This window comes from Streptomyces sp. NPDC046122 (assembly GCF_056429965.1).
This window is the reverse complement of record NZ_JBWKLQ010000006.1, coordinates 15,696-42,575: the sequence shown is the minus strand read 5'-3', so window position 1 is coordinate 42,575 and position 26,880 is coordinate 15,696. Positions and strand designations below refer to the sequence as shown.

Here is a 26,880-nt window from a genome sequence, read left to right as displayed (position 1 = left end):
ATGGCCATGCCGCTCCGCCAGACCATCAGGGTCGGGTCTTATCTTTTCCAGCAGAAGGTCCGCAAGCGGGAGAAGTTCCCGCTCATCGTCGAGTTGGAGCCGCTCTACGCCTGCAACCTCGCGTGCGAGGGCTGCGGCAAGATCCAGCATCCCGCGGGGGTCCTGAAGCAGCGCATGCCCGTCGCGCAGGCCGTCGGCGCGGTCCTGGAGTCCGGCGCCCCGATGGTCTCCATCGCGGGCGGCGAGCCGCTGATGCACCCGCAGATCGACGAGATCGTCCGGCAGTTGGTGGCGAAGAGGAAGTACGTGTTCCTCTGCACCAACGCGGTGCTGTTGCGCAAGAAGATGGACAAGTTCACGCCGTCGCCGTACTTCGCCTTCGCCGTTCACATCGACGGGCTGCGGGAGCGGCACGACGAGTCGGTGGCGAAGGAAGGCGTCTTCGACGAGGCGGTGGAGGCGATCAAGGAGGCCAAGAAGCGGGGCTTCCGCGTCACCACCAACTCCACCTTCTTCAACACCGACACCCCGCAGACGATCATCGAGGTGCTCAACTACCTCAATGACGACCTGGAGGTGGACGAGATGATGATCTCGCCCGCCTACGCGTACGAGAAGGCTCCCGACCAGGAGCACTTCCTCGGCGTGGAGCAGACCCGCGAGCTGTTCAAGAAGGCGTTCTCGGGCGGCAACCGGCGACGCTGGCGGCTGAACCACTCGCCGCTCTTCCTGGACTTCCTGGAGGGCAAGGCCGACTTCCCGTGCACGGCGTGGGCGATCCCGAACTACTCGCTCTTCGGATGGCAGCGGCCCTGCTACCTGATGAGCGACGGGTACGTCCCGACGTACCGGGAACTCATCGAGGAGACCGACTGGGAGAAGTACGGCCGCGGCAAGGACCCGCGGTGCGCCAACTGCATGGCGCACTGCGGATACGAGCCGACGGCCGTCCTCGCCACCATGGGCTCGCTCAAGGAGTCCCTGCGCGCGGTCCGCGAGACGGTCTCGGGCAACCACGGATGACGTTCTGACCGTGGGTGGGCCCGGCGCACCGGGGCTCACCGGGCCGTCGGTCCGGCCGCCGGGGTGCGCCGCGTTCCGCGGCGTGTCCCGGCCGGGCCGGCGGCCGTCGCGGGGACGCGCCCCGACTCGGTGTCGCGGTCGACGAGCGAAGTCGTCGGCCCGGTGCCCGAGGTCATGGAGGAGGAGGCGGGCGGCTTCTTGGGAGCACCCGCCGTCAGCGTGAGCTGAAGGATTCAGAGAGGGGGCCCGAGCGTGACGATCTTGGAGAACATCCGGGGGCCGCGCGACCTGAAGGGTCTGACAGAGGCCGAAGCCTGCCGGCTGGCGTCCGAGATCCGGGAGTTCCTGGTCCGGGCGGTGGCCCGGACGGGCGGCCACCTCGGGCCGAACCTGGGGGTGGTGGAACTGACCATCGCCCTGCACCGGGTGTTCGACTCACCCGTCGACCGCGTCCTGTGGGACACCGGCCACCAGAGCTATGTGCACAAGCTGCTGACCGGGCGGCAGGACTTCTCCAAACTGCGCGGCAAGGGCGGCCTCTCCGGCTATCCGTCGCGTGCGGAGTCCGAGCACGACGTCATCGAGAACTCGCACGCCTCCACGGTCCTCGGCTGGGCCGACGGCCTCGCCAAGGCCAACGAGGTGCTCGGCAGGAGCGACCACGTCGTCGCGGTGATCGGGGACGGCGCGCTCACCGGCGGCATGGCCTGGGAGGCGATCAACAACATCGCCGCCGCCCGCGACCGGCCGCTGATCATCGTCGTCAACGACAACGAGCGGTCGTACGCCCCCACCATCGGCGGACTCGCCGACCACCTCGCCACCCTGCGCACGACGGACGGGTACGAGCGCTTCCTCGCCTGGGGCAAGGACGTGCTCCAGCACACCCCCGTCATCGGGCAGCCGCTCTACGGGTCGCTGCACGGGGCGAAGAAGGGCTTCAAGGACGCCTTCGCCCCGCAGGGCATGTTCGAGGACCTGGGCCTCAAGTACGTCGGGCCGATCGACGGCCACGACATCGCGGCCGTCGAGTCGGCGCTGCACCGCGCGAAGCGCTTCCACGGACCCGTGCTGGTGCACTGCCTGACCCAGAAGGGGCGCGGATACGCCGCCGCCGAGCAGGACGAGGCCGACCGGTTCCACGCGGTCGGCGCGATGGACCCGCTCACCTGCGAGCCCCTCTCCCCGGCAGGCGGGCCCTCCTGGACCTCCGTCTTCGGGGACGAGATCGCGAAGATCGGCGCGGAGCGCCCCGACGTCGTCGCGATCACGGCGGCCATGCTGCACCCCGTGGGGCTGACGAAGTTCGCCGAAGCCTTCCCCGACCGGGTCTGGGACGTGGGCATCGCGGAACAGCACGCGGCGGTCTCCGCCGCCGGGCTCGCCACCGGCGGTCTGCACCCCGTCGTGGCCGTCTACGCCACCTTCCTCAACCGCGCCTTCGACCAGCTGCTCATGGATGTGGCGCTGCACAGGTGCGGGGTGACCTTCGTCCTCGACCGGGCGGGCGTCACGGGGACCGACGGGCCCTCGCACAACGGCATGTGGGACATGTCGCTGCTGCAGGTCGTACCCGGCCTGCGGATCGCCGCGCCGCGCGACGCCGCCCAGCTGCGCGCCCAGCTCCGCGAAGCCGTGGACGTCGACGACGCGCCGACCGTCCTGCGGTTCCCCAAGGAGGCCGTGGGGCCGGCGATCCCGGCCGTCGGCCGGGTGGGCGGGACGGACGTGCTGAGTGAGGAGGGTGCGCCCGACGTCCTGCTGGTCTCCGTCGGCGCGCTCGCCCACGTGTGCCTGGAGACCGCCGGGCTGCTGGCGGAACGCGGCATCGGGTGCACGGTCGTCGACCCGCGCTGGGTCAAGCCCGTCGACGAGCAGCTCGCGCCGCTCGCGGAGCGGTACCGCCTCGTCGCGGTCGTCGAGGACAACAGCCGCAGCGGCGGCGTCGGCTCGGCCGTCGGGCAGGCGCTGCGGGACGCCGAAGTCGACGTACCGCTGCGGACGTACGGCATCCCCGAGCAGTTCCTCGCGCACGCCCGGCGCGGCGAGGTGCTGGCCGACATCGGGCTCACACCCGCGTCGATGGCCGGGCGCATCAGCCTCGCTCTGGCGGCCGGTGAGAGCCGGGCCGCCGCGGCGGGCAGCACCGAGGAGGCAGCGCGATGACGGACGTCGCCCCCAAGAGGTTCGACCTGGCCCGGCTCCTCGCGGACCGGGGGGCCGAGCGCTACGCACTGCACACCAGACACCTGAACCACCAGCTGCCCCGCATGCTCCGCACCATCGGCTTCGACAAGGTCTACGAGCGGGCCGAGGGCGCCTACTTCTGGGACGCGGAGGGCAACGACTACCTCGACATGCTGGCCGGGTTCGGCGTCATGGGCCTCGGCCGGCACCACCCGGTCGTACGCGAGGCGCTGCACGACGTCCTCGACGCCTCGCTGGCCGACCTGACGCGCTTCGACTGCCAGCCGCTGCCCGGACTCCTCGCCGAGAAGCTGCTCACGCACAGCCCCCACCTGGACCGGGTGTTCTTCGGCAACAGCGGCACGGAGGCCGTCGAGACCGCGCTGAAGTTCGCCCGGTACGCGACGGGCAGACCCAGGATCCTGTACTGCTCCCACGCCTTCCACGGTCTGACGACGGGCTCGCTGTCGGTGAACGGCGAGGCGGGCTTCCGCGACGGCTTCGCGCCGCTGCTGCCCGACACCGCGATCGAGCTCGGCGACCTGGACGCGCTGGAGCGTGAGCTGAAGCGCGGCGACGTGGCCGGCTTCGTCGTCGAGCCGATCCAGGGCAAGGGGGTGCACGAGTGCCCGCCCGGATTCCTGCGCGCCGCCCAGGAGCTGCTGCGCCGCCACAAGGCGCTGCTGATCGCGGACGAGGTGCAGACGGGCCTGGGCCGGACCGGTGACTTCTACGCGTACCAGCACGAGGAGGGCGTCGAGCCCGATCTGCTGTGCGTCGCCAAGGCCCTCTCCGGCGGGTACGTGCCGGTCGGCGCGACCCTCGGCAAGGACTGGATCTTCAAGCGGGTCTACTCGTCGATGGACCGCGTGCTGGTGCACTCGGCGAGCTTCGGCTCGAACGCGCAGGCCATGGCGGCGGGCCTTGCCGTTCTGACCGTCATGGAGGACCAGGAGATCGTCGCGAACGCCCGGCGCTCCGGCGACCTGCTCCGCGAGCGGCTGACCGCCCTCGTCGACCGGTACGAGCTGCTGCACGACGTCCGCGGGCGCGGACTCATGATCGGCATCGAGTTCGGCCGTCCCCGCTCGTTGAAGCTGCGGAGCCGCTGGGCCGTGCTCCAGGCCGCGCGCAAGGGACTCTTCGCGCAGATGGTCGTGGTACCGCTGCTCCAGAGGCACCGGATCCTGACCCAGGTCTCCGGCGACCACCTGGAGGTGATCAAGCTGATTCCGCCGTTGATCATCGGTGAGGCGGAGGTGGAGCGGTTCGTCGGCGCGTTCACCGAGGTGATGGACGACGCGCACAGCGGCGGGGGGCTGATGTGGGACTTCGGCAGGACCCTGGTGAAGCAGGCGGTCGCCAACCGCTAGTTTTTGCCTGTGAGGCAAAGAGTTTGCCCGTGAGGTAAGAACTCTGGCCCAATGGACGCATGACACCCCGCCTCGAAGAGCCGCCCGAAGAGGCGCTGCCCTCCGTCGCCCCGCGCCTGCGCGACCTGCGCAGGCACAGCGGTCTCACGCTGGAGGCGGCCGCCCGCCGCGCCGGGCTCTCACCCGCGCACCTGTCCCGTCTGGAGACGGGACAGCGCCAGCCCTCGCTACCGATGCTGCTCGCGGTGGCCCGTGTCTACGGTACGACGGTCTCCGCGCTCCTGGGCGAGACCCCGGGCGACCGGGACGCCGTACTGCGCGCCGGCGACGCCGAGGCGCGGGAGGCCGACGGCTGGACGTACCACCGGGCCGGCGGTTCGGGGCGCGCCATGCAGGCGCTGCGGGTGCACGTGCCGTACGGCGCTCAGGGCGACCTGGTGCGCGTCCACCCCGGCGAGGAGTGGCTGTACGTCCTGTCGGGGCGGCTGCGGCTGGTGCTCGGCGAGAGCGTGCACCGGCTCGACGCCGGGGACAGCGCCCATTACGACTCGCTGACCCCGCACCGCATCGCCGCGGCCGGCCCCGAGGGGGCCGACCTGCTGTTCGTCCACACGCTGTTGCAGAGCGCCACCGCCGGGCTGTGCCTTCCTCAGGAGACCTGACATGCCGCTGCCGGAAGAGAAGACCGCCGCACGCCGCTTCGTGGAGGACAGGATCCCCAGGGGCCTGGCGATCCGCGTCTTCGTGTACGTCGTCGCGGGCCACCTGTTCGCGGCCTTCGTCTACCTGCTCTTCACGCTCGGCGGCTCGCGCTGATCAGCTCGCGTCGAGCAGCCGCGCACGCAGCCGCTCACGGATCTCCGGGGTGACGTTCAGCCCCTCCGCCAGGTAGCGGTCGGTGCTGCCCCAGATCTCCTCGATCGTCTCGAAGGCGGCGGCCAGGTACTCCGCGCGGGCCTCGAAGAGCGGACTGAGCAGCTCCATGACCTCGGGGGACATCGCGGCCGGCGAGTCGTCGCTGCGGCGGACCTTGTAGCGGCGGCGCGGGTCGTTCGACTTCAGGTAGTCCGCCTCGATCGCCTCGCGCTCGACGCCGATCGCCAGCAGGGTCACGGCTATCGACAGGCCCGCGCGGTCCTTGCCCGCCGCACAGTGCATCAGCGCGGGCACGCTGTCCTCGGCGAGGGCGTGCAGCACCTGGCTGTGCTCGGCCGTACGCTCCTTGATGATCACCCGGTACGTCGCCGACATCCGGTCCGCGGCCTTGCCGTCCGCGAGGATCTCGCGCAGCTCGTCGAGGTTCCCGTCGCGGACCATCTTCCAGAACACGGCGCCGTCGGCCGGGTCGGTCAGCGGCAGGTTCACGTTGCGCACGCCGGGCAGCTCGACGTCCGGGCCCTCCAGCTTCTGGTCGGCCTCGTTGCGGAAGTCGAAGACCGTGTGGAGGCCCAGCGAGCCGAGGAACGCCGCGTCCGCCGCGGTGGCGTGCGCCAGATGACCGCTGCGGAACAGCACGCCGTGCCGGACCCGCCGCCCGTCCACCGTCGGCAGTCCGCCCACGTCGCGGAAGTTGCGCACCGAGGCGAGCTCCGGCTCCGACGCGGCCTGGACCGGGGGGACTTGCGGCAGCTGCTGTGTCACGTGGGCTCCTGAAGTCTGCCGTCGGCGCTGCTCGCCGACTTCGGCGCGTTTCGACGATACGACACGGGTTCCCGGGGCAATCATCTCCGCGGACAAATGCCTCGGGGCGGGCAGGGGCGGCGCGGCCGCATGACGGTCTTACGCACCTAAGACCACCCGTAACTCACTCTTGGGGTGAAACGGACTATTACGGGTCAACTCACCCTGTGGCCAGGGGGAATGGTGACACCTCTGGTGAGCAGGATCATATTCGTGACGGTGCGTGGCGAAGCGCCGTGGGCGCATGCCAGTTCACAGGCGGGGCGCAAAGATCCGTAATCCACGCAGGGTGACGGGAATTGGGTCGTGCATTCCCCTACTGCAATCGCGCGGTGAATGGACCGGCTTGTACGGGGGAGCCGCGTCGGCTTACGGTCACCGTCAATCCGGGTGGACCGCCGAATCCTGCCACCTCCCGGAATCCGCACTCACACTCACTCACGCGTGGCAGGAGCGGGGGAACCAGGTAAGTACGCCGGCAACCGGAACTACCACTTCCGGAAACCGGCTTTGGGGTGAAGTCGCGCCAGCGGCCGGACATCTCCAGTCCGAACCCGACAGCTCACCTCGTAGGCGCCGGAGAGGAATGTTCCATGCCCGCAAAGGGTAAGCACCGCCGCCCGAGGTCCAACCCGCTCACCCGCGGTTTCGTCGCCGCCGGTACGGGCGGAGCCGTACTCGCCCTGCCCCTCATCGCCGCCACCGGCGCCAACGCCGCCGAGAAGGCTGCCCCGGCCACCACGGCCGCGGGCAAGGCCGCCGCCCCGGCCGCCGCCGAGAAGGCGACGCCGAAGAAGAAGGCGTCCACCCGGACGTACTCCGTGGTCTCCGGCGACTACCTGTCGAAGATCGCCGACGAGCAGGACGTGCGGGGCGGCTGGCAGAAGCTGTACGAGGACAACCGCGAGGTCGTCGGCGGCAATCCCTCGCTGATCCTGCCGGGCATGAAGCTCACCATCGGCGCGAAGGCGGACGCCCCGGCGAAGGCGGCCCCCGCGAAGCCCGCCCCCGCGAAGGCCGAGCGCCCGGCGGCCAAGCCCGCGCCCGCCGCCCCGAAGGCCGCCCCCAAGGCCGAGGCGCAGACCGAGACCCAGAAGCCCGCCTCGACCACGCGGAACACCGGCTCCGGGTTCACCTCCCCGGTCGCCGCGGGTGTCACCACCCCGTACCGCATGGCCGGCGGCAGCTGGTCCAGCGGCTACCACACGGGTGTCGACTTCGCCGCGTCCAGCGGTACCCCGGTCAAGGCGGTCGGCGCCGGCACCGTCGTCTCCGCGGGCTGGAGCGGCGCGTACGGCAACGAGGTCGTCATCAAGCACGAGGACGGCCGGTACTCGCAGTACGCCCACCTCTCCTCGCTGTCCGTCTCCGCCGGTCAGAGCGTCGGCGGCGGCACGCAGATCGGCCTCTCCGGCAGCACGGGCAACTCCACCGGCCCGCACCTGCACTTCGAGATCCGGACCGGCCCGAGCTACGGCTCGGACGTCGACCCGCTGGCCTACCTCCGCGGCCACGGCGTCACCATCTGACGCTTCACTCCGTCAGGGCACTTCCGTACGCCCCCTTTGCCGTCACACGCGACGGCAAAGGGGGCGTACGCGCATTGCGGGTCTATTCCGAGTTGGGTGAATCTTGACCGGTGTCTTATATCACCCCCCGTCAACCCCTCCCTACGGTGGCGTAGGTCACTCGCTCCAGTGAAGGATGTACCGACGTGGCAGACGATTCGAGATCATTCAGTGCAGGCACCATCGGGTCGTACGCGGCGATCGGCGACAGCTTCACCGAAGGGGTCGGAGATCCGGGTCCCGGCGGTGCGTTCATCGGCTGGGCCGACCGGCTCGCCGTACTCCTCGACGACCGCGTCCCCGAGAACACGTTCCGCTATGCCAACCTCGCCGTACGCGGCCGGCTCCTCGACCAGATCGTGGCCGAGCAGGTCCCGCGCGCGAAGGCACTGGCTCCCGACCTGGTGAGCTTCTGCGCCGGCGGCAACGACATCCTCCGGCCGGGCAGCGACCCCGACGACGTCGCCGAGCGCTTCGAGCGGGCCGTCGCGGAGCTCACCGACGCCGTGGGCACCGTGCTGGTGACCACCGGCTTCGACACCCGCGGTGTCCCCGTCCTGCGCCACTTGCGCGGCAAGATCGCGACGTACACGGCGCACGTGCGGGCGGTCGCCGACCGGTACGACTGCCCGGTGCTCGACCTGTGGTCGCTCAAGTCCGTCCAGGACCGGCGTGCCTGGGACGGCGACCGGCTCCACCTCTCGCCCGAGGGGCACACCCGCGTCGCGCTGCGCGCCGCACAGGTGCTCGGGCTCGACGTGCCGGCCGACCCGGACCAGGCGTGGCCGCCGATGGCCCCGCGCAACTCGCTGGAGGCGCGCCGGGACAACGTCCAGTGGGCGCGGGAGCACCTGGTGCCGTGGATCGGGCGGCGGCTGCGCGGGGAGTCCTCAGGTGATCACGTCGAGGCGAAGAGGCCCGACCTGCTGCCCCTGTGAGAGGTCCGGGGGCACGCGCTCCAGGACGCCGCCCGCGAACACGTCGTACAGCGGCAGCGTCTCCAGGTGGACGTAGCCGATGTGGCAGTCGCAGACGGCGAGCGGGCAGGCGCGGGGGCGCAGGGCCCGGCGGTACGAGCCGTCGTAGAGGTTGCCGAGCTCCGCGCGGACGAAGTGGCAGCGGCGTACCGTGCCGTCGCCGTCCACCGAGATCACCGACTCGCCGGTCCGGCAGGGGAGACCGGCCGAGCGGTGCGGGTGGCGGCTGTACGGGAAGAGGGGGTCCAGCGCCGTCCACCGGTCGGCCTCGGCGTCCGTGTACGTGCGGCCCTCCGCCGCGTTGACCCACAGGTAGACCTCGGAGGGGAGCTCGGCGCGCAGTCGGCGCGCCTCCGCCAGGTGCTCGGGCAGACCGACCACGCCGACGCTGAAACGCACGCCGCCGGCCGTCAGTTCGCGGCACTTGGCGAGGAAGCGGTCGTACGGCGTCTGACCCGGGTGGTACGTGCACCACAGCGCCAGCGTGTCCGGGTCGGCGTCGCCGCCGGTGAGCCAGTCGGTGCGGCAGCTGAGGTTCGTCTGGATGGCCACGCGCCGGATGTGCGGCAGCCGGGACAGCTCGGTGAGGGCGCGGCGGTACCAGGAGCGGACCAGGCCCTCGCCCCACGGCGTGAACAGCACCGAGAGCCGGTCGTCGGTCCGCGCCGCGGCCCACGCGGTGAAGCGCTCCAGCGCGGCGCGGTCGGCGCGCAGCTGCTCGGCGCTGTCGCGCCGCTTGGCGAAGGGGCAGTACGGGCAGTCGTAGTCGCAGGAGGCGAGCGGGCCGCGGTACAGGATCGTCAGGTCCACGGCAGGGCTCACTTCGGTTCGTACGCGGCCATGGCGGCCCGTACGGCGGGGGAGAACAGCTCGGGGCCCAGCGCGTCCGAGTGCGCGAGACCTTCCGGGGACAGCCGCAGCAGGCCCTTCGGCGCGCTCTCGTCGAGCCAGCCGAGGGCGGCGAACCGTTCGAGTTCGGCGGGGAAGTCCTCGGCGGGCGATGTGCCGAACCGGTCGGCGTACCCGGCCAGGGGCATGCCCTCGGCCTGGAGGAGCGACTGGAGCAGATGGCGGCGGCGGGCCTCGCCGGCGTCGACGTACCGGCCCGTCACGGCCCGCGTGAAGTCCTCGGCGCGGGTGTAGTCGTCGATGATCTTCCGGATCTCGCGCATGTCGACGGCGTAGTCGAAGGAGTAGTGCAGCGCCGAGGTGTACGAACGGGCTCCGCAGCCCAGGCCGATCATGCCGTCCGTCTGGCAGGCGTAGTCGTCGGCCGCCTGCCGGGGCGCGTCGGCGCGGCGGAACATCCGCATGGAGACCTGCTCGTAGCCGTGGGCGAGCAGGTGGTCCCTGCCCTGGCGGTAGAGCCGCAGGCGCTCGGTGTCCCAGGCGGCGTCGGCCTCGGCGCCGATCCGGCCGAGGGCGGTGAGGGGGCGTACGTACAGCGGATAGAGGTAGAGCTCCTCCGGCCGCCAGGCGAGCGCCGCGTCGAGCGAGGTGCGCCAGGTGGCGGCGCTCTGGCCCTCGATGCCGTAGATGAGGTCGATGTTGAGGACGGGGATGCAGGCGTCGCGGACGGCGGCGAGGGCCGTCTCGACGTCGGCGCGGCGCTGGGGGCGCACGGCCGCGCGGGCCTCGGAGTCGACGAAGCTCTGCACGCCGAGGCTGAGGCGGGTCGTGCCGCGGGCGGCGAGGACGGCGAGGCGGTCGGAGGTCGCGGTGGCCGGGGACGCCTCGACGGACAGCGGTACGGCGCGGAGGTCCGCGCCCATGCGCTTCTCCGCGATGTCGCAGAGCCGCTCCAGCTCGCCGGGGTCGAGGAACGTGGGGGTGCCGCCGCCGAAGGCCGCGGCGGCGAAGCGCACGCCGCTGCCGTCGCCGCCCTCGCTGTCGTCGAGGGCGTCGCGGACGGCGGTGGCCTGGCGGTCGAGCGCGTCGAGGTACCGGCCGGTCAGTTCGTCGGGTGCGCCGATACGGGTGAAGAGATTGCAGAAGCCGCAGCGGACCTCGCAGAACGGTATGTGGAGGTAGAGGGAGAGGGCGCTCTTGGGTTCGTCCGCCCACAGTGCGCGCAGGGCGGGGCGGTCGGTCAGCTCGCGGTACGCCGTCTTGTGCGGGTAGGCGTAGACGTAGCTCTGATAGGGGCGGGGCGGTGCGGTGCTCATCGGGTGGCCCCTTGGTCGAGGGTGAAGTGGGCGTAAGGGACGGTCCAGACGGCCTCGTGGCCGAGGCGGTGGCCGGTGTAGCCGTCGTCGCCGTACGCCGTTCCGTGGTCGGAGCAGACGATCGCGAAGCAGGGGCGGCGGCTGCTCGCGGCGGCGAACAGGCGGCCGATGTGCCGGTCGACGTACTCCAGGGCGGCCGCGTGGGTGGCGCGCGAGTCGCCGGCCTCGCGGGTGGCGCCCGGCAGGTGGAACCAGTTGGGCTGGTGCAGGGCGGAGACGTTGACGAACAGGAACAGCCGCCGGTCCGCCGGGAGCCCGGCGACGACCCGCTCGGCGCGGGCCACCTGCTCCTCGAAGGACGTGGGCGACGCCACGCCGAACTCAGGCTCCCAGTGGCTCTCCTGGAACATCCCCGGCAGTACCGATCCGAGCGGGCCCTGCCGGTTGAAGAACCCGACGCCGCCCACGCAGACCGTGCGGTAGCCGGCGTCCGCGAGGCCCGAGACGAGGTCGGGCGCGTCGAAGACGAAGGTGCGTTCGGCGGTCGTCTCGCTGCCGGCGAACCGCGCGGCGAACAGCCGGGGGTGCGGGCCGGGGGCGGCGGGCGTGGGCAGGAATCCCGCGAAGATCGCCTGGTGCGAGGCGTAGGTGAAGCTGCCGGGCGCGTGGCGCTTCTCCCATACGCCGCCGGGCAGGTGCCGGGCCAGGTTCGGCAGGCGGCCCGCGGCGGCGAGTTCGGCGGCGACGTCGTACCGCAGGGTGTCGAGGGTGACGAGCAGCAGATCGTGGCTGCCGACGATCTCGTTCATGTCAGGGGATCGCATGGTGGTTCCTTGTCGTGCGCAGTACGGCGGCGACCTGCGCCGCGTAGGTGTCGAGGCCCTCGGCGCCGCTGCCGGGCAGGCCGGTGAGGCGGGGCAGCAGGTCGCCGAAGGCGTTGACCTCGCAGACGGCGAAGCGCCGCCAGCCGACGGCGGGCAGCAGGTCGACGCCCACGCAGAGGGTGCGCGGGAAGCAGGCGGCCGCCCGCTCGCACACCGCCACGGCCTCGTCCCAGCCGCCGCCCGCCGCCTCCATGGCGGCCCTGGCTTCGTCGAGGTCTCCGCGCGCGCCGCCGAGGTGGAGGTTGGTCATGGGGGAGCGGCTCGTCCGTACGACGGCGTGCGTCGCCCGTCCGCCGACCACGACCACCCGCAGGTCGGCGGCCCGGCCCCGCTGCGCGGCCTTCGGCAGCCACCGCTCGACGTGCAGTCCGTCCGGCGCGAGCGCGTCCACGACGGCCGCCACCTCGGACTCGGTCGTACAGCGGCGCACCCGCAGGGAGTTGAAGAGCCGGCCGCGCGCGTCGCGCTCGACCGAGGTGGTGGCCCGCACCCGTCCGGGGCCCGCCGTCTCCACGGCCAGCACCCCGGAGGCCGATGATCCGTGCGCGAGCTTCACGAAGGCGCGCGGGATGCGGTGCGTACGCAGCAGCTCCCGTACGTCCTCCCAGCCGCGCACGGGCGGCGACGCGGCGCCGGAGGTCGGTGAGGGCGGCACGGGGACGCCCGCGTCGTGCAGCACGGCGTGGCACAGCCGCTTGTCGAACAGCACCGCCAGCTCGTCCGGGTCGTCGAGCAGGACGCAGCCCGCGGCAGCCCGTCCCACTTCCCGTACGGCCGCCGTGAACCGCTCGTACCAGAGGGCGGAGCCCTCCACGCGCGTGGCGTCGGCGACACCCCGCAGGAGCCGGTCGACCTCGGGGTCCTCGCCGGGTGAGTCGATCCGTACGGTCTCTCCCGGACGGAACGCATGGGCGGCCCGGCCCGCGAGTACGTCGCGCCAGGGCACGAGCCGCGCGGCGGGGAGCCCGGCCGCGGACACGGCCTCCTGGAAGAGGGCGACGCGGCGGTTGTCCGGGTTGCCGACGACCGCGAAGCGCGGGGCCACGTCGCCTTCGCCGCCCGTTCCGCCCATTTCCGCACCGCCCGCTGCGCCCGCTCTATTCGTCGACGGCGACATAGCGGATTTCGTCGTCCGGGTCCCAGTGGTCGGGCCCTTCGAGGTCGATCCGCACGCCGTGCGGTTCCAGCGTCTCGCGCAGGCGCTGCTGCACGGGCTCGGTGATGTAGTGGTGGTGCAGGTCCAGTGCGCTCAGGTGGGTGAGCGGCTGACCGCCGAGCAGGGCGTGCGCGCCGCTGTCGCTGAGCGTGCCCATGGAAAGGGACAGTGTGTCCAGAGCGGCGACGACGGGAGCCGACGCGACGGCCGCGGCGATCTCGTCCTGGATCTCGCTGTTCTGCACGCCCAGGTGGCGCAGGCGCGGCAGGGCGCCGCCGGACAGCACGGGCGCGAGGTCCGCCACCGTGGCGTCGCCCCCGTAGTGCGAGACGCCCAGCCACAGCTCCAGGTGCTCCAGGGCGGGCAGACGGGAGGCCCCGACGGCACGGACCACGGAGCCCGGCAGACCGCCGGATTCGAAGCGCAGTACCTTCAGCGCCTCGTGGCGCAGCGGTCGCAGGTCCAGCCGGTCCGTGTCGCTGAGCGATTCACCGCAGCCGCGCACGGTCAGCTCCTCGAGCCGCGGGAAGGCTTCCACGCACGGGGTGACGTCGGTCAACTCCAGCCACGACAGCTCGCACTCCTCGCTGACGACGTCGGCGAGGAACAGTCCGCGCAGAGCGGGGAAGCGGTCCGCGTCCGCGAGGACGCGGTCCAGGGCGGGCCCCAGGGGCTCGTACTCGTCGTGCCACCAGGGTCCGATCAGCAGGGCCCGCACCCGCGTGGAGTCGACGGATTCGAGGAAGCGGGGCCACAGCTCGGAGAACGGACTGTCCTCGTTCCAGAGACAGTCGAGGCGCCAGGCCACGGAGTCCGCGGCCGGGAGAGGGGCGGCGTGCTGGTCGCCGGGTTCCGGCAGGGTGAAGACGGGCAGGCCGTGGAACGTCGCGGGGTGCTCGATGTCGGTCATGGCCGGGTCACTCCGCCACAGCGGTGTAGCGGCCCTCGGCGCCGCGGTTGTCCCACGGCTCCAGCCGGTCCGACAGGTCGACGCACACGCCGTGCGGCTCCAGGGCATCGGCCACCCGCCGCTCCATCTCCCCGGAGAGGAAGTGGTGGTGCAGGTCGAGCAGTTCCAGGTGGGTGAGCGGCTGCCCTTCGAGGAGCGCTGCCGCACCCTCGTCGCCGAGCGTGCCGTTCGACAGGTCGAGCGTGTCGAGCCGGGCGACGACGGGAGCCGACGCCACCGCCGCGGCGATCTCGTTCTGGATCTCGCTGTTGCGCAGCCCGAGATGGCGCAGCTCGGGAAAGCGGGTGCCGGAGAGCAGCGGCGCGAGATCGGCGATCTCGGTGTCGCCGCCGTACTCGGAGACGCCCAGCCACAGCTCCAGGTGGTCCAGGGACGGCAGTTCGCTCCCCGTGACGCCGCGCACCACCTGCGCCGGCAGACCGCCGGACTCGAAGACGAGGGAACGCAGCCGCTCGTGCCGCACCGGGGGGAAGAGGAGACCCTGACCGCCGCGTACGCCGAACTCCAGCAGCCGGGGGAAGGCGTCGAGCAGGCCCGTGACGTCGGACTGCTCGATCCAGGAGATCTCGGCCTGCTCCTGGGTGAGGTCACCGACGAAGAGGGCCTCCAGGGAGGTCAGCCGGTCGGCCGCCGCGAGAACCAGACCGATGGGGTAGGAGGAGTCCGCGTCGTACGACTCGCCCCACTGGCCGATGATCAGCGCACGGACCCGCGTGGGATCGACGGCCTTCAGGAAGGCCTCGAACCTCTCGTCCCACGGCCCGTCCTCGTCCTCGAACGGGTCCACGGCGATGCGCCACGCCGCGGCGTCCGCGGCCGGCAGCGCCGAGGCGGGTTCGCCGGGACGGAAGTCGACGGCCGGGAGGCCGAGCAGTTCCTGCAGATGGTCCACACCGGACATGGCCCTGGTCTCCTGACGTGGTGCGTGCGACTGACGTGCGAAAGGTTTATCAAGCGGCACTGACAATGCTGCGAGTGGGTTCCTTTTCGCAGGCCAGCAGCGATTGTCAGACCCTGGCCGTAGCGTTTTCGGTGGGTCGGCACAGGGTGTGCGGCCCGGGAGGGGAGGCAGCCATGTACCGGCAAGGGGACGTGCTCGTCGTGCCGTTGGACGAGTCGGCGGTGCCGCCGCACCTGATCGACGCCCCGGGGGAACGACGCGACGCGCGGGGGCGGCTGGTGCTGGCGCTGGGCGAGGTCACGGGGCATGCGCACGCGGTGCAGGGGCCGGGGCGACTGCTGCGGGAAGCCGGTCCGTTCGATCCGATGCTGCTGCATCTGCCCGAGGGCGGACGGGTGGTGCACGAGGAGCACGCGGTGATACCGCTGCCCAAGGGCTGGTACCGGGTGGTGCGCCAGCGCGAGTACGTACCGGGGGCGGTCCGCATCGTCGCCGACTGACCCGCCGGCGCGGTGGACGCGGGGGAGGCGCGCCGACAAAGGGTGGGGGACCGGGGGTTCGCAGGCGCGCGACCGACATCAGGATCAGGAACGGGATCAGAGGGCAGGGAATGCGATGCAGCAGGTGAACACGTGGCGGGCTGTCGCGGCGGCGACCGGTGCGGCGGACCGCACGGCCGCGGAGGAGGGAGTGCGGCTCGCCTACCGCACGGCGGGTCTCGCGGAGCCGGAGCGGATCGTCTGGGCCGACTCGCCCAAGGCGGCGGTCGAAACCGTGGAGCGGTTGTCGGGCGCCGGCCGGTCGGTGCGCGACGAGGTGCGCACCGGACCGTGGGCCGAGGAGCGGCGGCGGCTGCACGACGAACTGGGCCCGGCGGGGTGGGCGCAGCTGTGGTCGGCCACCGGAGCCCAGTTGTGGGACACGACGAGGGAACTGGCCGAGCGGATACGGGTGGGGATCGTCGCCGAACTGATGGAGCAACCGCAGGACGAGTCCGATGTCCGGCTGGTCCTGCTGGACGCGGTGCTCGGCCAGCACGACGCGGCCTGGCTCGCCGCGTTCGACGGCCGGGGAGAGCGGCTCGCGGGGCTGGCGCAGGTCGCCAGGCACGCCGGCTGGTGGTGGCCGTACGAGAACGCCGCGGTGATCTGCGAACGGCCCGTGGAGCTTCACCGCGACGAGGCCGGTCGGCTCGACCGGGGCGACGGCCCCGCGCTGGCCTTCCCCGACGGGTTCGCCCTGTACGCCTGGCGCGGCATGCCCGTGCCCGCCGCCTTCCTCGACGAACTCTCGTCCCTGACGCCCGAGCGCATCCGCGCCGAGGAGAACGCCGAACTGCGCCGCGTGATGCTGGAGCACTACGGCTACGACCGCTACCTCGACGAGTCCGGCGCGCAGCCGGTGCACCGCGACGAGACCGGTGTCCTGTGGCGCATATCCCTGCAGGGCGACGAGGACGTGGTGATGGTCGAGGTGGTCAACTCCACCCCCGAGCCGGACGGCACGTACCGGACGTACTGGCTGCGCGTGCCGCCGGCGACGCGGACCGCGAAGGAGGGAGTGGCCTGGACGTTCGGGCTCGGCCAGGAGGCGTACGAACCCGTGCGGCAGACCTGACGGACGCCCTCCGCGCTAGGAGGAGAGGAGGTCGCCGGGGCCGATCAGGTCCGTGTTGCCCTCCGCGGTGCACGCGTGGGCTCCCGCGAGGGAGCCGAGGCGGGCGCACTCCTCCAGCCCCCGGCCGGAGAGGCGTCCGTACAGGAACCCGCTGACGTACGCGTCCCCGGCCCCGTTGGAGTCCACCACCGGGCCGGGCGGCACGGTCGCCGGGAAGTGGCGCGGAGTGCGGCTGCCGTCCCGCGTCAGCAGGTACGAGCCGCCCGCACCCGCCGTGGCCACGACGGCCTCGGCGCGGCCCTCGCGCAGGATGTCCCGCATCACGTCGGCGATCCGCTCACCGGCGCCCGCCGCGCTGAGGAACACCAGGCCGGCGCGGAGGGCGAACTCCCGGTGGTGGTCGGCCAGTCCGTCCCAGTCGTGCAGATCGGTGGAGACCGGCAGGCCCAGTTCCTCGATGTCGTCGAACAGGTGCCGGGCGAAGTCCATGACGGACAGGTGGACGTGCCCGGCCCGCCGCAGATGGGGCAGGTAGAAGTCGCGTGGCATCCGCAGACCGCCGGGATCGCGGGCGTCGTAGAAGGACGTCCGGCGCCCCGTGGCGTCGACGAGGTTCACCGCGCGGCGCGTACCCGCCGGCGAGATGAGCGGCTCGAAGTCGACACCGCCCTTGGCGAGCCGTTCCCTCACCTGGCCGCCGATCCAGTCGTCACCGATGAAGTCCAGGAACTTCACGTCGAGTCCGAGGGCACGGCAGCCCAGTGCGACGTTCCCGCCCGTGTGCCCCGGCCACTCGCGGATGGGCGGAACGCCGAACGAGTCGGCGGGCGGTACGGGCAGCGAGTCCACGCGGACGACGGTGTCCACCCCGCTGCCGCCGACGACCAGGACGTCGTACACCACGTCATCCGACCGTACTTCAGACGGTAGTTCAGACCGCTGTTCAGACACCGCAACCCCTTCCGGATCCCCTGGGAGCAGTATGTCTGGTACGGAGAGGTGACAGGGCTGGAGTGGCGTGACCGGTCCAGGGGCCCGCGGGTGCTGGGATGGGGGCACACCCCCTGGGAAGGACCTCTCCTCATGTACGTACGCACGGCCCTCACCGCCGCCGCGCTCGCCGGCGGCCTCCTCCTCGGCGGCGTCGCACCGGCCTTCGGCGCGGCCCCCGCGGCAGCGGCGTTCCTCTCCGGCCCGGCGGCGGCCACCGTCCCCGGCGGCGACCGCGAGGCCACCACCGTCTCGGTCGGCGGCGAGGGCAGAGCGTCTGCCGCCCCCGACATGGCGATCCTCGCCGTCGCCGTCGAGGCCACCGAACCGACCGCGAAGCGGGCCCTGGCCGCGCAGTCCGCGGCGGCCAAGGCCGTGCTGGCCGCCCTGCGGAACCTGGGCATCGCCGACCGGGACGTACAGACCGAGAGCCTGTCGCTGAACGCCGTCTACCAGCACACCGACCGCGCCGCCTCCAAGCTGACCGGTTACCAGGCGGGGCAGTCCTTCTCCGTCAGGATCCGTGACCTCGACAGGACGGGCACGGTTGTCGAAGCCGTGACGGCGGCGGCGGGCGACGCGGCCCGGATCCACGGAGTCACCTTCGACGTGGCCGACCCGTCCGCGCTGCGCGCCAGGGCGCGCGAGGCCGCGCACGCCGACGCGCGGTCGAAGGCCGAGCAGTACGCGCGGCTCAGCGGCCGGGGCCTGGGCCGGCTCGTGTCGGTCACCGAGACGGGCAGCGGGACGCACCGCCCCGTGGAGGTGCCCGGCGCCGCGTTCGAGGCCGGGAAGGTGCCGGTCGCGCCCGGCGAGATCCGCGAGGAGGTCGCCGTCACCGCGGTGTACGAGCTGTACTGAGCTCACCGCACCCGCGCGGCTTCCTGAAGAGCCGGCCGGGACCAGGACGTCAGCGTCCCCCGGCCGCCGGCGCCGCGCGGTCCAGGCCCAGTTCGCGGGCGAGCGCGTCATCGGTCCATTCCAGCAGAGTGGCACGGGACAAGGCCCCCGTGTACGAGGTCATCTGGACGGCGAGACCGTCCAGCAGGGCGGTCAGCCGCCAGGCCGCGGACGCGGGGTCCTCGCACCGGAACTCGCCCAAACGTGAGGTGTCTGCACACGGACATCCGGCCGGCCCGGCGATGCGGACGGCCCGACTCTGTGACAGCCCGGTGAGACGCGCGACGGCACAGCCCCTCTGCTGACTGCGAGTGCCCAGGGTGCGAAGTGCCGCGCACCGTCGTCGTACGGATCCGGTTCGCTTCGGCGTCGGAGGCTCGGTACTGCGGGGGCTGACGCGCGCCCGAGTCCTTCGCGGGGGGAACGGCTCGCGTACACGCTCAGCCAGGTCGTACCGCTGCCGCTGTTCCTGGTGGGTCGGGTTTCGTCGCCCGCGCACAGGCGGCGAAGACACGGCGCGCGAAGGGATGTGGCGTACGGGATAACGTGCGGCGCATGGGCGATGCGTACGTATGGGTGGCCGATGTCGACGCCCGGCCGGAGGAAGCCGCCGGGCTCGCCGGCCGGGTCATGGACTGGCTGGAGCACCGGGGCATCGTCGAGGGCGAGCTCACGAACTGCCTGCTCGGCGACGAGCTCGGCAGGGCGCCCGGACCGCACGCGGCGCGCGCCGTCACCGAGGACGAGGTGGCGGCGCGCGCCGGAGCGTGCGGCGTCGGCATGGAGATCGAGCGGCGCGTGTACGTGGGCGCGGAGCTCTGGACGGCCACCTGCCCGGCCTGCGGCGCGACGACCGAGCTGGCCGACAGCGGCCCCGACCTGTGGACCCGGACGTGGGCCCCGCTGGCCGACGACCTGTACGCCTGGTTCGGCGGTACGGGTCCGGGCAGCGGGGCCTGCGTGCGCTGCGGTGAGCGGTCCCCGTTCCTCGCGTGGACGATGGATCCGCCGGTCGCCGTGGCCCACCTGGGCCTGGTCATGTGGAACTGGCCGCCGCCGGCGGGGCGGTTCCTCGCGGAACTCTCCGCTGTGCTGGGCGGCCATCGCCTGGTGACCGCGACGACCACGGTCTGACACCACACGGCGGCGACCGTCCCGGCACGCCTCGCCTCGGCCCTGTGCGACCAGCGCCGCCGCCGGTACGCCGGTCGACATCGCGTTACGCGCAACTCGGTCGCGCCACGCGAGACGGACGGCACGGTCCCGCTCGTCGCGGCGGGGCACGTCCACAACCGCCGTACGCGGGGCTCCAGCACGGCAGCCGCCCGCCTCAAGACCGAGGATTCGACGGGCGGCCGCGGCCTGCGGCCCCCCCGCCGGCAGCGGAAGCGCGACGGGGCGACGGTGGGGCCCTCCCTTCCGGCGCGGAAGGTCACGCGGCTGACCGGCCCGGCGGTTGCGGCAGCGCGTCCACGCCGGGCAGGAATCACACGCCGCCAGTGCGCCGCCACAGGGGTTGGCCAGGGATGGGCCGTACGGCGGTCCGTCCCTCCAGGGCCCCGAAGCCGGCCAGCACCCCATGACCGCGACGGAGGCGGGTTGAAGACGGAGGCCGGTCCGGTGGACGGCCCTGGGCGCGTCACCTGTACCACCCGAACCGCTCCGCGATCACCGGCAGGCGCTCGGCGACGATCGCGTGGGCCGCCGCTCGCGGCGTCGTGCCGTTCGTCTCGGCCCGCGCCAGCATCTGGTCGACCAGCGCGCGCATCGAACGCCGCGTGTACGCGAACGCCTCGTCCGCGTCGGCGCCTATGTCGCCGAAGAGGGTCCACCACCACCACGCGTTCGTGCCGGAGTTGACCACCACGTCCGGCAGCACGCTCACCCCGCGCTCCGCCAGCAGCTCCTCGGCCTCCGGCAGCACCGGCATGTTCGCCGCCTCGACGATCCACCGGGCGGTGATCCGCCCCTGGTCAGCGGCGTCGACGGCGTACGAGACAGCCGCCGGAACCAGCACCTCCGCCTCTGCCGACAACCACGCGTCACCCGGCAGCTCGACGTCCGAGGGGCGCAGCGCCGCCCGGTCCACGGCCCCGTACGCGTCACGGGCGGCGAGCAGCGCCTCGACGTCCAGGCCGTCCGGGTTCGCGATGGTTCCCTTCACATCGGCCACGGCGACGACCCGCAGCCCCGCGCGCGAAAGGAAGCGGGCGGTCGCGCCGCCCATCGTGCCCAGGCCCTGCACGGACACACGCGTCCCCGCGTGGGCGACCCCGGCGCGGTCGAGCGCCGCGAGCACCGATTCGGCGACCCCGCAGCCACCGACCAGCTCATCGAGCCCGATGCCGTCGACCTCGACGGCGAACGCGTCGGCGAGCCGCCGGCGCGCCGCCACCTCGTCGTCGAGCAGCGGATACACGGCCTGGACGGTGGAGACGAGACCTGCTTCGGCGGCCGCCTCGTCGACGATGTCCTGGGTCAGACCGAGGTCTTCGCCGGTCGTCCAGACGTTCTCGATGTACGGGCGCATGGCACGCAGGTAGCGCACCAGGACGCCGTACGCCTCGGGGTCGCGCGGGTCGCAGTCGATGCCGCCCTTGGCACCGCCCAGCGGGACGTAGCGGCCCTCGGGGTTGTAGTGGAGGGCCTCCTTCATCGTCATGCCGCGCGCCAGGCCCGTGACCTCGTCGAGCGTGCAGCCCGCGCGCATGCGCAGACCGCCGCTGGAGACGCCTCGTACGAGCCGGTCGACCACCAGGAAACCCCGGCGCCCGGTGACGTGATCGGTCCAGGTCTGCGAGATCAGGGGGGCGGCGTGCATGCGGTGCTCTCCTCGGGGACGGCGGGCGCGCCGCCTTCGCTCGGGTGGCGGCGCGGGCAGTGCGTACCCGAGCGTGCCGCACCCGGCCGGGTCGGGGTAGCGGCCACGGTACGACGCTCCGCACCCCCGCCGTACCCGGACCCGTAACGGCTCCTTTCCCGCGCTGTCGTACCCGGCGCTCATAATGGGAGGACCTGAGCCCCTGGAGGTCCTGTGACCGGCGCCGACCCCCTGCCCCCGCTGCGCTCCCGGCTGCGCTCGCTGCGGACCGCCCCCTTCGGCGCGGACCCGGCGGGGGAGCGGATGGAGCGCATCCGCCGCTCGCCGCGCTTCGTCGACGGGGTCTTCCAGAACCCGTCGGGCGCCCGGACGCGTCCTTCCGGGTCGACGCTCGAGCTGATGAAGGTGTACTTCCGCAAGGAGGAGCGCCGCCGCAGAACGCCCCTCGGCGCCGTTCCCCTGCACACCACGACCCTCGGCGACCTGGCCGCGCCGCCCGCCACGGGGCTGCGCCTCACCTGGATGGGTCATTCGAGCGTGCTCGCCGAGATCGACGGGCGGCGCGTGCTCTTCGACCCGGTGTGGGGCGAGCGCTGCTCCCCCTTCTCCTTCGTCGGCCCCAAGCGGCTGCACCCTGTCCCCGTGCCTCTGGCGTCGCTGGGCGCGCTCGACGTCGTCGTCGTGTCGCACGACCACTACGACCATCTCGACATGCCCACGATCCGCGCCCTCGCCGGCACTCGCACGGTCTTCGCCGTGCCGCTCGGCGTCGGAGCCCACCTGGAGCGCTGGGGCGTACCGGCCGACCGCGTGCACGAGCTGGACTGGAACGAGACGGTGAAGATCGCCGGACTGAGCCTGACCGCGACCCCGGCCCGCCACTTCTGCGGCCGGGGCCTGCGCAACCGGCAGCACACCCTCTGGGCCTCGTGGGCCGTCGCGGGACCGGAGCACCGGGTTTACCACAGCGGCGACACCGGGTACTTCGACGGCTTCAAGGAGATCGGCGCCGAGCACGGCCCGTTCGACGCGACCATGATCCAAATCGGCGCGTACAGTGAATACTGGCCCGACATCCACATGACCCCGGCCGAGGGCATGCGCGCCCACCTGGACCTCCAGGGCGTCGCGGCGCACGGCCCCACGGGCGGCCCGATGCTGCCGATCCACTGGGGCACGTTCAACCTCGCCCCGCACTCCTGGTCCGCCCCGGCCGAGGGCAGCGTCGCGGCCGCCGAGGAGGCGGGCGCCCGCATCGTGCTGCCGCGGCCCGGCGAGCCCTTCGAGCCCGGGGCCGAGGCCCTTCCCGTCGCGCCGTGGTGGCGCGCGGTCGCCGCCGGCCCCGTGGCGGGCGGCCCCGGCGGCGGGCGGCCCGCCCCGTCCGGGCGGCCGGTGGGCCCGGGCCGTGCGGCCGACACGGGGGAGCCGGAGACCGCGCCCGCGGTGTAGCGGGCCGAAGGGGTGTTCGGAGCTGCGGGAGCCATAGGTTTTTCGGTCTGTAGTACGAGGCGTCATACCAGAGCGGGACGCTGTGCGGGCAAGTTTGGCAACAGGGCGTCGATCATGGAAGGTTGCCGACTACTGTGAGTGCCCGGTGATCAACACGGGGCCACATCACCCACGTTGAGCCCGGACCGACCGTGGTCGAGCAGACGCAGTACGCCGATCCCTGGGGCCCCACGTACCGAGGACTCTGATGTCTCAACTTCGCGCACCCGCCGCGCGCGCCGAGCGCCGCGAGGGCGGCCGGCACGGACGGCCGGGCGCCCGGCCCCAGCCACCCCAGCCGATGCCCGACGTGCACATACGGCCTCAGCTGTTGCGTGCCGCCGTCCTGCCGGCCGTCGTCGTCGCCCTCAGCGGCGTCGCGGCCGTACTGTGCACCCTCCACGCGACCGCCGCCGCCCGGCCCGACCGCAGCTTATGGGTCGCGCTCGCCGGGGCCGGAGCGCTCGTCGTCGTCTCGCTCGCGGCGGCGGTCGTGGCCGCCGACCGCGCCGCCAAGACCGTGCTCGACCGCTGCACCGCGCTGCGCAGGGCCGGCGCGCGGGGGCAGGCCGACCTGCGCGCGGTGCTGGAGCAGCTGCGGCGCGGCGAAGGACCGCCCGCCCGGCGTCCGCCGCCGCCGGCCACGCCGGGCGGCGACGAGTTCGACCGGCTGGAACAAGAAATGGGACGGGCGCACGACGCCGCCGTCACCGCCCTCGTGCAGGCCGCGCAGCTCAACGACAGCGCGGGCGCGGACCAGATGGTCGAGGTCTTCGTCAACCTGGCCCGCCGGCTCCAGTCCCTCGTGCACCGGGAGATCCAGCTGCTCGACGAGCTGGAGAACGACGTCGAGGACCCCGAGCTGCTCAAGGGCCTCTTCCACGTCGACCACCTCGCCACCCGCATCCGCCGGCACGCCGAGAACCTCGCCGTCCTCGGCGGCGCGGTCTCCCGCCGCCAGTGGAGCAACCCGGTGACCATGACCGAGGTGCTGCGCTCCTCGATCGCCGAGGTCGAGCAGTACTCGAGGGTCAAGCTGGTGCCGCCCATCGACGGCACCCTGCGCGGCCACGCAGTCGCCGACGTGATCCACCTGCTCGCCGAACTCGTCGAGAACGCCACGGTGTTCTCCGCCCCGCACACCACCGTCCTGCTCCGCGCCCAGCACGTCACCGCCGGACTCGCCATCGAGGTCGAGGACCGCGGCCTGGGCATGCCCCTCGCCGAGCAGAACAAGATGAACGCCCTGCTCCACAACCCGGACAACGTCAACGTCGGCCGGCTCCTCCAGGACGGGCGCATCGGTCTCTTCGTGGTGTCGGCACTGGCCCGCAGACACGGCATCACCGTCCGGCTCCAGCCCAACATCTACGGCGGCGTCCAGGCCGTACTCGTCCTGCCGCAGGCGCTGCTGGGCGAAGACGACCGGAACGCCCCGGCCGCGACCGCCGGAACCCAGCAGTCCGTTCCGGCGCCCGCCGCCCCGCCGTCTCCCCACATGTCCGCCCCGACACCGCCCGCTCCCGCGCCGCCCGCCCCGGCAGCCGCGCCGGCCCCTTCCCCCGCCCCGGCAGCCGCGCCGGCCCCTTCCCCCGCCCCGGCAGTCAACGCCGAAGGCCCCGCGCCGCTCCCTGTGCGCGGAGCGCGGCAGGACCGGCCCACTCCGGCCGCCGCCCGCCCCGGCGGCGACCGTTCCGCCCGGCCCGACCGGTCCGCCGAGCCGGTGCACACGCTGGCCCAGCCGCGTGCCGAGGGATACGTGCGCGGCACCACGAGCCGGCCCAGCCTGCCCGTGCGCCGCAGCCAGGAGAACCTCGTCCCGCAGCTCAGGGACGCCCCCGCCCCGCGCCGGGACGACGAGTACCCCGCCCTGCACGACCCGGGGCTGATGGCCGCCTTCCAGCGGGGCATCGGCCTGGCGGAGGCGCAGCCCGACCCGCACTCCGTGCTCCCGCCGGACCAGCTGCAGCCCCCGCACCCGCACCTCGTACCGCACCCGGACCAGGCGCCGTACCCGTACCCCGTACCGCACCCCGACCCGGCGCCGTACCCCGTCGCCCCACCGGCGTCCGGCCCGACGCTCACCCCCGCGCCGGAGCGGTATCCGGAGCTGTACCACCCGCGCGAGGGCGACGCGGGCTGACCACGGCCCCCGCCCCCGCCTCCCCTCCCTCCACCGCAGGCAGTACCCCAAGGAGTAGATGCACCATGGTGAGTGATGCGCCAACCGGCCAAGCGTCCGATCTCGACTGGCTGTTGAGCGGCCTGGTCCAGCGTGTCCCCTTCACACGCAACGCGGTTCTGCTCTCCTCCGACGGTCTGGTCAAATCGGTCCACGGCCTCGATACCGACAGCGCCGACCACATGGCCGCCCTCGCCTCCGGCCTCTACTCGCTCGGCCGCAGCGCCGGCGCCCGCTTCGGCGAAGGCGGCGAGGTCCGCCAGGTCGTCGTCGAGCTCGACTCCACCCTGCTCTTCGTCTCCACCGCCGGCTCCGGCACCTGTCTCGCCGTCCTCGCCGGCCGCGAGGCGGACGCGGCGGTGCTCGGCTACGAGATGGCGATGCTGGTCAAGAGCGTTCGCCCGTACCTCGTCACCCCGGCCAGGCAGCGGGCGGGCGTACCGAGCGCCACGGGACGCTGATGGGGCCGCTCCCGCAGGACGGGCCGTGGCTCGACGACGCGGCGGGCAGGCTGGTCCGCCCGTACACGGTGAGCGACGGCCGCACCCGTCCCACAGCCGACCTCGACCTGCTGTCCATGGTCCGGGCCACCGGGGCGGAGCCCTCGATGCACCTGGGTCCCGAGCACACGCAGGCGCTCGGGCTGTGCGCCAACCCCACCTCGGTCGCGGAGATCGCGGCGTATCTGCGGCTTCCCGCGGTCGTCACCAAGGTGCTGCTTTCCGACCTCGTCGACTGCGGCGCGCTCACCACACACACGCCGCGCTTCGACGACCAGCCCACCGACCTCACCCTGCTGGAGGCAGTGCTCGATGGCCTACGACGACGGCTCTGATCTGTTTCCCACCGCGCTCAAGATCCTGGTCGCGGGCGGGTTCGGCGTCGGAAAGACGACCTTCGTGGGAGCGGTGAGCGACATCGCTCCACTGAGTACGGAGGAACTGCTCACCCAGGTGAGCGTCGGAACGGACGACCTGGAGGGCATCGAGGACAAGGCCACGACGACCGTGGCGATGGACTTCGGCCGGCTGACCCTCGACGAACACCACGTGCTGTACCTCTTCGGCACGCCCGGCCAGGAACGCTTCTGGTTCATGTGGGACGAGCTCTCCAAGGGCGCCCTGGGCGCCGTCGTGCTCGCCGACACCCGCCGCCTCCAGGAGAGTTTCGCGGCGCTCGACTTCTTCGAGCGGCGCGGCATCGAATTCGTCGTCGCCGTCAACGAGTTCGACGGCGCGCACCGCTACGAGCCGGAGGAGGTACGGGCCGCCCTCGACCTCCCGCCGGAGGTCCCGGTCGTGCTGTGCGACGCCCGCATCGCCAGCTCCGGCATCAAGACGCTGGTCACCCTCGTCCGGCGCCTGCTCACCATCACCCCGGCCTCGACGGGCTACGGAAGCCACGGAGCACCCGCATGACATACCACCGGATCGGCCACGTGCTGCTCACCCCCGTCGACCCGGAGGCGCCGGCGCGGGTGCGGCGGCTCGCGCAGCTCGGGCTCGGAGAACGGCCCGTACCGGCGTTCGACACCTTCGCCGACCGGCTCGCGGAGGTGACCGGAGCGCCGTACTCCATGGTCAACTTCATCGACGAGAACCGGCAGTTCTTCGCCGGGCTGCACACCCCGACCGGCGCGCACGGCGGCACGGACCTGGGCTCGGCCGCCGCGACGGGCCGCATCGGCAGGTTCCTCGCCCGCGACCACGGGTACTGCCCGCACGTCGTGGCGCGGCGCAAGGCGCTCGTCCTGGAGGACGTCTGCGACTATCCCCGCTTCGCCGGCAATCCGGTGGTCGACGAGATCGGCATCCGGTCCTACATGGGGGCGCCCGTCATCGACCGGCGTACGGATCTGCTCCTCGGCACCGTCTGCGTCGTCGACACCGAGCCGCGCCGCTGGGGCCGGGCGGGGCTGGACACGATCAAGGCGAGCGCGGCGGAACTGGCCGAGCTGATCCGGCGCCGCGAGGACGGCGGCATCTGAGACCGGGGCTC

26 protein-coding genes, 1 pseudogene and 1 riboswitch are annotated in these 26,880 nt (G+C 72.7%); of the genes and pseudogenes, 17 read left to right on the top strand and 10 right to left on the bottom strand.

Translation table 11 applies throughout. The features are described from left to right. The 5 genes from hpnH (at position 1) to AC07FK_RS18260 (ending at position 5,399) form a co-directional block, all read left to right on the top strand. Positions 1-1,023, top strand: a complete 1,023-nt coding sequence (gene hpnH, locus AC07FK_RS18280) for an adenosyl-hopene transferase HpnH (RefSeq protein ID WP_479105920.1) — start codon at positions 1-3, stop codon at positions 1,021-1,023. A gap of 252 nt (positions 1,024-1,275) precedes the next feature. Beyond that, positions 1,276-3,189, top strand: a complete 1,914-nt coding sequence (gene dxs, locus AC07FK_RS18275) for a 1-deoxy-D-xylulose-5-phosphate synthase (RefSeq protein WP_479105919.1) — start codon at positions 1,276-1,278, stop codon at positions 3,187-3,189. Beyond that, positions 3,186-4,583, top strand: a complete 1,398-nt coding sequence (locus AC07FK_RS18270; protein ID WP_479105918.1) for an aspartate aminotransferase family protein — start codon at positions 3,186-3,188, stop codon at positions 4,581-4,583. The genes dxs and AC07FK_RS18270 overlap by 4 nt, the downstream gene beginning before the upstream one ends. Positions 4,584-4,642: 59 nt before the next feature. Beyond that, positions 4,643-5,245 carry a helix-turn-helix domain-containing protein gene (locus AC07FK_RS18265; RefSeq protein ID WP_479105917.1) on the top strand — a complete coding sequence of 201 codons (603 nt, stop codon included), beginning with the start codon at positions 4,643-4,645 and terminating at the stop codon, positions 5,243-5,245. Between the two features lies 1 nt (position 5,246). Continuing rightward, the gene (locus AC07FK_RS18260) at positions 5,247-5,399 is read left to right on the top strand and encodes a DUF6126 family protein (protein ID WP_453402666.1); all 153 of its coding nucleotides are present in this window, start codon (positions 5,247-5,249) and stop codon (positions 5,397-5,399) included. Here the strand turns inward: AC07FK_RS18260 and AC07FK_RS18255 are convergent, their stop codons facing one another. Further along, positions 5,400-6,224 carry a tyrosine-protein phosphatase gene (locus tag AC07FK_RS18255; protein WP_479105916.1) on the bottom strand — a complete coding sequence of 275 codons (825 nt, stop codon included), beginning with the start codon at positions 6,222-6,224 and terminating at the stop codon, positions 5,400-5,402. It abuts the gene before it with no gap. A gap of 460 nt (positions 6,225-6,684) precedes the next feature. Further along, positions 6,685-6,854: riboswitch (cyclic di-AMP (ydaO/yuaA leader) on the top strand. A 2-nt stretch (positions 6,855-6,856) separates the two neighbouring features. Between AC07FK_RS18255 and AC07FK_RS18250 the strand changes: the two genes are divergently transcribed. Next, on the top strand, positions 6,857-7,792 hold the full coding sequence (locus tag AC07FK_RS18250; protein WP_479105915.1) for a M23 family metallopeptidase: 936 nt from the start codon (positions 6,857-6,859) through the stop codon (positions 7,790-7,792). Positions 7,793-7,977: 185 nt separating this feature from the next. Beyond that, positions 7,978-8,769, top strand: a complete 792-nt coding sequence (locus tag AC07FK_RS18245; RefSeq protein ID WP_479105914.1) for an SGNH/GDSL hydrolase family protein — start codon at positions 7,978-7,980, stop codon at positions 8,767-8,769. Here AC07FK_RS18245 and AC07FK_RS18240 read toward each other — a convergent pair. The 6 genes from AC07FK_RS18240 to AC07FK_RS18215 are packed head-to-tail and all read right to left on the bottom strand — an operon-like array spanning position 8,722 to position 14,884. Further along, positions 8,722-9,618 (bottom strand): STM4011 family radical SAM protein, encoded by an 897-nt coding sequence (locus AC07FK_RS18240; RefSeq protein ID WP_479105913.1) that lies wholly within the window; start codon positions 9,616-9,618, stop codon positions 8,722-8,724. The two genes, AC07FK_RS18245 and AC07FK_RS18240, sit on opposite strands and share 48 nt — an antisense overlap. A gap of 8 nt (positions 9,619-9,626) precedes the next feature. Next, complete coding sequence (locus AC07FK_RS18235; RefSeq protein WP_479105912.1) at positions 9,627-10,973, bottom strand: STM4012 family radical SAM protein; 1,347 nt, start codon at positions 10,971-10,973, stop codon at positions 9,627-9,629. Further along, positions 10,970-11,782, bottom strand: a complete 813-nt coding sequence (locus AC07FK_RS18230) for an STM4013/SEN3800 family hydrolase (RefSeq protein WP_479106184.1) — start codon at positions 11,780-11,782, stop codon at positions 10,970-10,972. The genes AC07FK_RS18235 and AC07FK_RS18230 overlap by 4 nt, the downstream gene beginning before the upstream one ends. A 1-nt stretch (position 11,783) precedes the next feature. Further along, the gene (locus tag AC07FK_RS18225; protein ID WP_479105911.1) at positions 11,784-12,929 is read right to left on the bottom strand and encodes an STM4014 family protein; all 1,146 of its coding nucleotides are present in this window, start codon (positions 12,927-12,929) and stop codon (positions 11,784-11,786) included. Between the two features lie 25 nt (positions 12,930-12,954). Next, positions 12,955-13,923: an STM4015 family protein gene (locus tag AC07FK_RS18220; protein WP_479105910.1), complete on the bottom strand. Its 969-nt coding sequence runs from the start codon at positions 13,921-13,923 to the stop codon at positions 12,955-12,957. A gap of 7 nt (positions 13,924-13,930) precedes the next feature. After that, on the bottom strand, positions 13,931-14,884 hold the full coding sequence (locus AC07FK_RS18215; RefSeq protein ID WP_479105909.1) for an STM4015 family protein: 954 nt from the start codon (positions 14,882-14,884) through the stop codon (positions 13,931-13,933). Between the two features lie 173 nt (positions 14,885-15,057). Between AC07FK_RS18215 and AC07FK_RS18210 the strand changes: the two genes are divergently transcribed. After that, a complete protein-coding gene (locus tag AC07FK_RS18210) occupies positions 15,058-15,384 on the top strand; it encodes a hypothetical protein (RefSeq protein WP_479105908.1) in 327 nt (108 codons plus the stop codon). Positions 15,385-15,499: 115 nt separating this feature from the next. Next, positions 15,500-16,501: a DUF6745 domain-containing protein gene (locus AC07FK_RS18205; RefSeq protein WP_479105907.1), complete on the top strand. Its 1,002-nt coding sequence runs from the start codon at positions 15,500-15,502 to the stop codon at positions 16,499-16,501. Between the two features lie 15 nt (positions 16,502-16,516). On the opposite strand, the gene AC07FK_RS18200 is transcribed toward AC07FK_RS18205, so the two are convergent. Next, positions 16,517-17,404, bottom strand: coding sequence for a carbohydrate kinase family protein (locus AC07FK_RS18200; protein ID WP_479105906.1), 888 nt, complete (start codon positions 17,402-17,404; stop codon positions 16,517-16,519). 180 nt (positions 17,405-17,584) lie between these two features. Between AC07FK_RS18200 and AC07FK_RS18195 the strand changes: the two genes are divergently transcribed. Beyond that, entirely contained in the window at positions 17,585-18,352 is a 768-nt protein-coding gene (locus tag AC07FK_RS18195) for an SIMPL domain-containing protein (RefSeq protein WP_479105905.1), read from the top strand. Between the two features lie 49 nt (positions 18,353-18,401). Here the strand turns inward: AC07FK_RS18195 and AC07FK_RS18190 are convergent. Next, positions 18,402-18,593: pseudogene (locus AC07FK_RS18190) on the bottom strand (TetR family transcriptional regulator C-terminal domain-containing protein); the annotation flags it as partial. Positions 18,594-18,946: 353 nt separating this feature from the next. On the opposite strand from AC07FK_RS18190, the gene AC07FK_RS18185 reads away from it, so the two are divergent. Further along, positions 18,947-19,525, top strand: coding sequence for a hypothetical protein (locus AC07FK_RS18185; RefSeq protein WP_479105904.1), 579 nt, complete (start codon positions 18,947-18,949; stop codon positions 19,523-19,525). 505 nt (positions 19,526-20,030) lie between these two features. Here the strand turns inward: AC07FK_RS18185 and AC07FK_RS18180 are convergent. Further along, positions 20,031-21,212 (bottom strand): Glu/Leu/Phe/Val dehydrogenase dimerization domain-containing protein, encoded by a 1,182-nt coding sequence (locus AC07FK_RS18180; protein WP_479105903.1) that lies wholly within the window; start codon positions 21,210-21,212, stop codon positions 20,031-20,033. A gap of 213 nt (positions 21,213-21,425) precedes the next feature. On the opposite strand from AC07FK_RS18180, the gene AC07FK_RS18175 reads away from it, so the two are divergent. From AC07FK_RS18175 to AC07FK_RS18150, 6 genes are all read left to right on the top strand, one after another. Next, on the top strand, positions 21,426-22,661 hold the full coding sequence (locus AC07FK_RS18175; protein WP_479105902.1) for an MBL fold metallo-hydrolase: 1,236 nt from the start codon (positions 21,426-21,428) through the stop codon (positions 22,659-22,661). Between the two features lie 247 nt (positions 22,662-22,908). Beyond that, positions 22,909-24,843, top strand: coding sequence for a sensor histidine kinase (locus AC07FK_RS18170; protein WP_479105901.1), 1,935 nt, complete (start codon positions 22,909-22,911; stop codon positions 24,841-24,843). A gap of 65 nt (positions 24,844-24,908) precedes the next feature. After that, positions 24,909-25,343 carry a roadblock/LC7 domain-containing protein gene (locus AC07FK_RS18165; protein WP_479105900.1) on the top strand — a complete coding sequence of 145 codons (435 nt, stop codon included), beginning with the start codon at positions 24,909-24,911 and terminating at the stop codon, positions 25,341-25,343. Next, positions 25,343-25,717 carry a DUF742 domain-containing protein gene (locus tag AC07FK_RS18160; RefSeq protein WP_479105899.1) on the top strand — a complete coding sequence of 125 codons (375 nt, stop codon included), beginning with the start codon at positions 25,343-25,345 and terminating at the stop codon, positions 25,715-25,717. The genes AC07FK_RS18165 and AC07FK_RS18160 overlap by 1 nt, the downstream gene beginning before the upstream one ends. Beyond that, positions 25,695-26,300: a GTP-binding protein gene (locus tag AC07FK_RS18155; RefSeq protein WP_479105898.1), complete on the top strand. Its 606-nt coding sequence runs from the start codon at positions 25,695-25,697 to the stop codon at positions 26,298-26,300. The genes AC07FK_RS18160 and AC07FK_RS18155 overlap by 23 nt, the downstream gene beginning before the upstream one ends. Next, positions 26,297-26,869: a GAF domain-containing protein gene (locus tag AC07FK_RS18150; protein WP_479105897.1), complete on the top strand. Its 573-nt coding sequence runs from the start codon at positions 26,297-26,299 to the stop codon at positions 26,867-26,869. Before AC07FK_RS18155 ends, AC07FK_RS18150 begins: the two co-directional genes overlap by 4 nt. Positions 26,870-26,880 lie beyond the last annotated feature (11 nt).

Excerpts from the sequence above, each read along its gene's own strand:
- hpnH (WP_479105920.1), top strand. The coding sequence starts at position 1 with ATGGCCATGCCGCTCCGCCAGACCATCAGGGTCGGGTCTTATCTTTTC.
- AC07FK_RS18270 (WP_479105918.1), top strand. The coding sequence starts at position 3,186 with ATGACGGACGTCGCCCCCAAGAGGTTCGACCTGGCCCGGCTCCTCGCG.
- AC07FK_RS18265 (WP_479105917.1), top strand. The coding sequence starts at position 4,643 with ATGACACCCCGCCTCGAAGAGCCGCCCGAAGAGGCGCTGCCCTCCGTC.
- AC07FK_RS18260 (WP_453402666.1), top strand. The coding sequence starts at position 5,247 with ATGCCGCTGCCGGAAGAGAAGACCGCCGCACGCCGCTTCGTGGAGGAC.
- AC07FK_RS18250 (WP_479105915.1), top strand. The coding sequence starts at position 6,857 with ATGCCCGCAAAGGGTAAGCACCGCCGCCCGAGGTCCAACCCGCTCACC.
- AC07FK_RS18235 (WP_479105912.1), bottom strand. The coding sequence starts at position 10,973 with ATGAGCACCGCACCGCCCCGCCCCTATCAGAGCTACGTCTACGCCTAC.
- AC07FK_RS18230 (WP_479106184.1), bottom strand. The coding sequence starts at position 11,782 with ATGAACGAGATCGTCGGCAGCCACGATCTGCTGCTCGTCACCCTCGAC.
- AC07FK_RS18225 (WP_479105911.1), bottom strand. The coding sequence starts at position 12,929 with ATGGGCGGAACGGGCGGCGAAGGCGACGTGGCCCCGCGCTTCGCGGTC.
- AC07FK_RS18220 (WP_479105910.1), bottom strand. The coding sequence starts at position 13,923 with ATGACCGACATCGAGCACCCCGCGACGTTCCACGGCCTGCCCGTCTTC.
- AC07FK_RS18215 (WP_479105909.1), bottom strand. The coding sequence starts at position 14,884 with ATGTCCGGTGTGGACCATCTGCAGGAACTGCTCGGCCTCCCGGCCGTC.
- AC07FK_RS18210 (WP_479105908.1), top strand. The coding sequence starts at position 15,058 with ATGTACCGGCAAGGGGACGTGCTCGTCGTGCCGTTGGACGAGTCGGCG.
- AC07FK_RS18205 (WP_479105907.1), top strand. The coding sequence starts at position 15,500 with ATGCAGCAGGTGAACACGTGGCGGGCTGTCGCGGCGGCGACCGGTGCG.
- AC07FK_RS18195 (WP_479105905.1), top strand. The coding sequence starts at position 17,585 with ATGTACGTACGCACGGCCCTCACCGCCGCCGCGCTCGCCGGCGGCCTC.
- AC07FK_RS18185 (WP_479105904.1), top strand. The coding sequence starts at position 18,947 with ATGGGCGATGCGTACGTATGGGTGGCCGATGTCGACGCCCGGCCGGAG.
- AC07FK_RS18180 (WP_479105903.1), bottom strand. The coding sequence starts at position 21,212 with ATGCACGCCGCCCCCCTGATCTCGCAGACCTGGACCGATCACGTCACC.
- AC07FK_RS18170 (WP_479105901.1), top strand. The coding sequence starts at position 22,909 with ATGTCTCAACTTCGCGCACCCGCCGCGCGCGCCGAGCGCCGCGAGGGC.
- AC07FK_RS18165 (WP_479105900.1), top strand. The coding sequence starts at position 24,909 with ATGGTGAGTGATGCGCCAACCGGCCAAGCGTCCGATCTCGACTGGCTG.
- AC07FK_RS18160 (WP_479105899.1), top strand. The coding sequence starts at position 25,343 with ATGGGGCCGCTCCCGCAGGACGGGCCGTGGCTCGACGACGCGGCGGGC.
- AC07FK_RS18155 (WP_479105898.1), top strand. The coding sequence starts at position 25,695 with ATGGCCTACGACGACGGCTCTGATCTGTTTCCCACCGCGCTCAAGATC.
- AC07FK_RS18150 (WP_479105897.1), top strand. The coding sequence starts at position 26,297 with ATGACATACCACCGGATCGGCCACGTGCTGCTCACCCCCGTCGACCCG.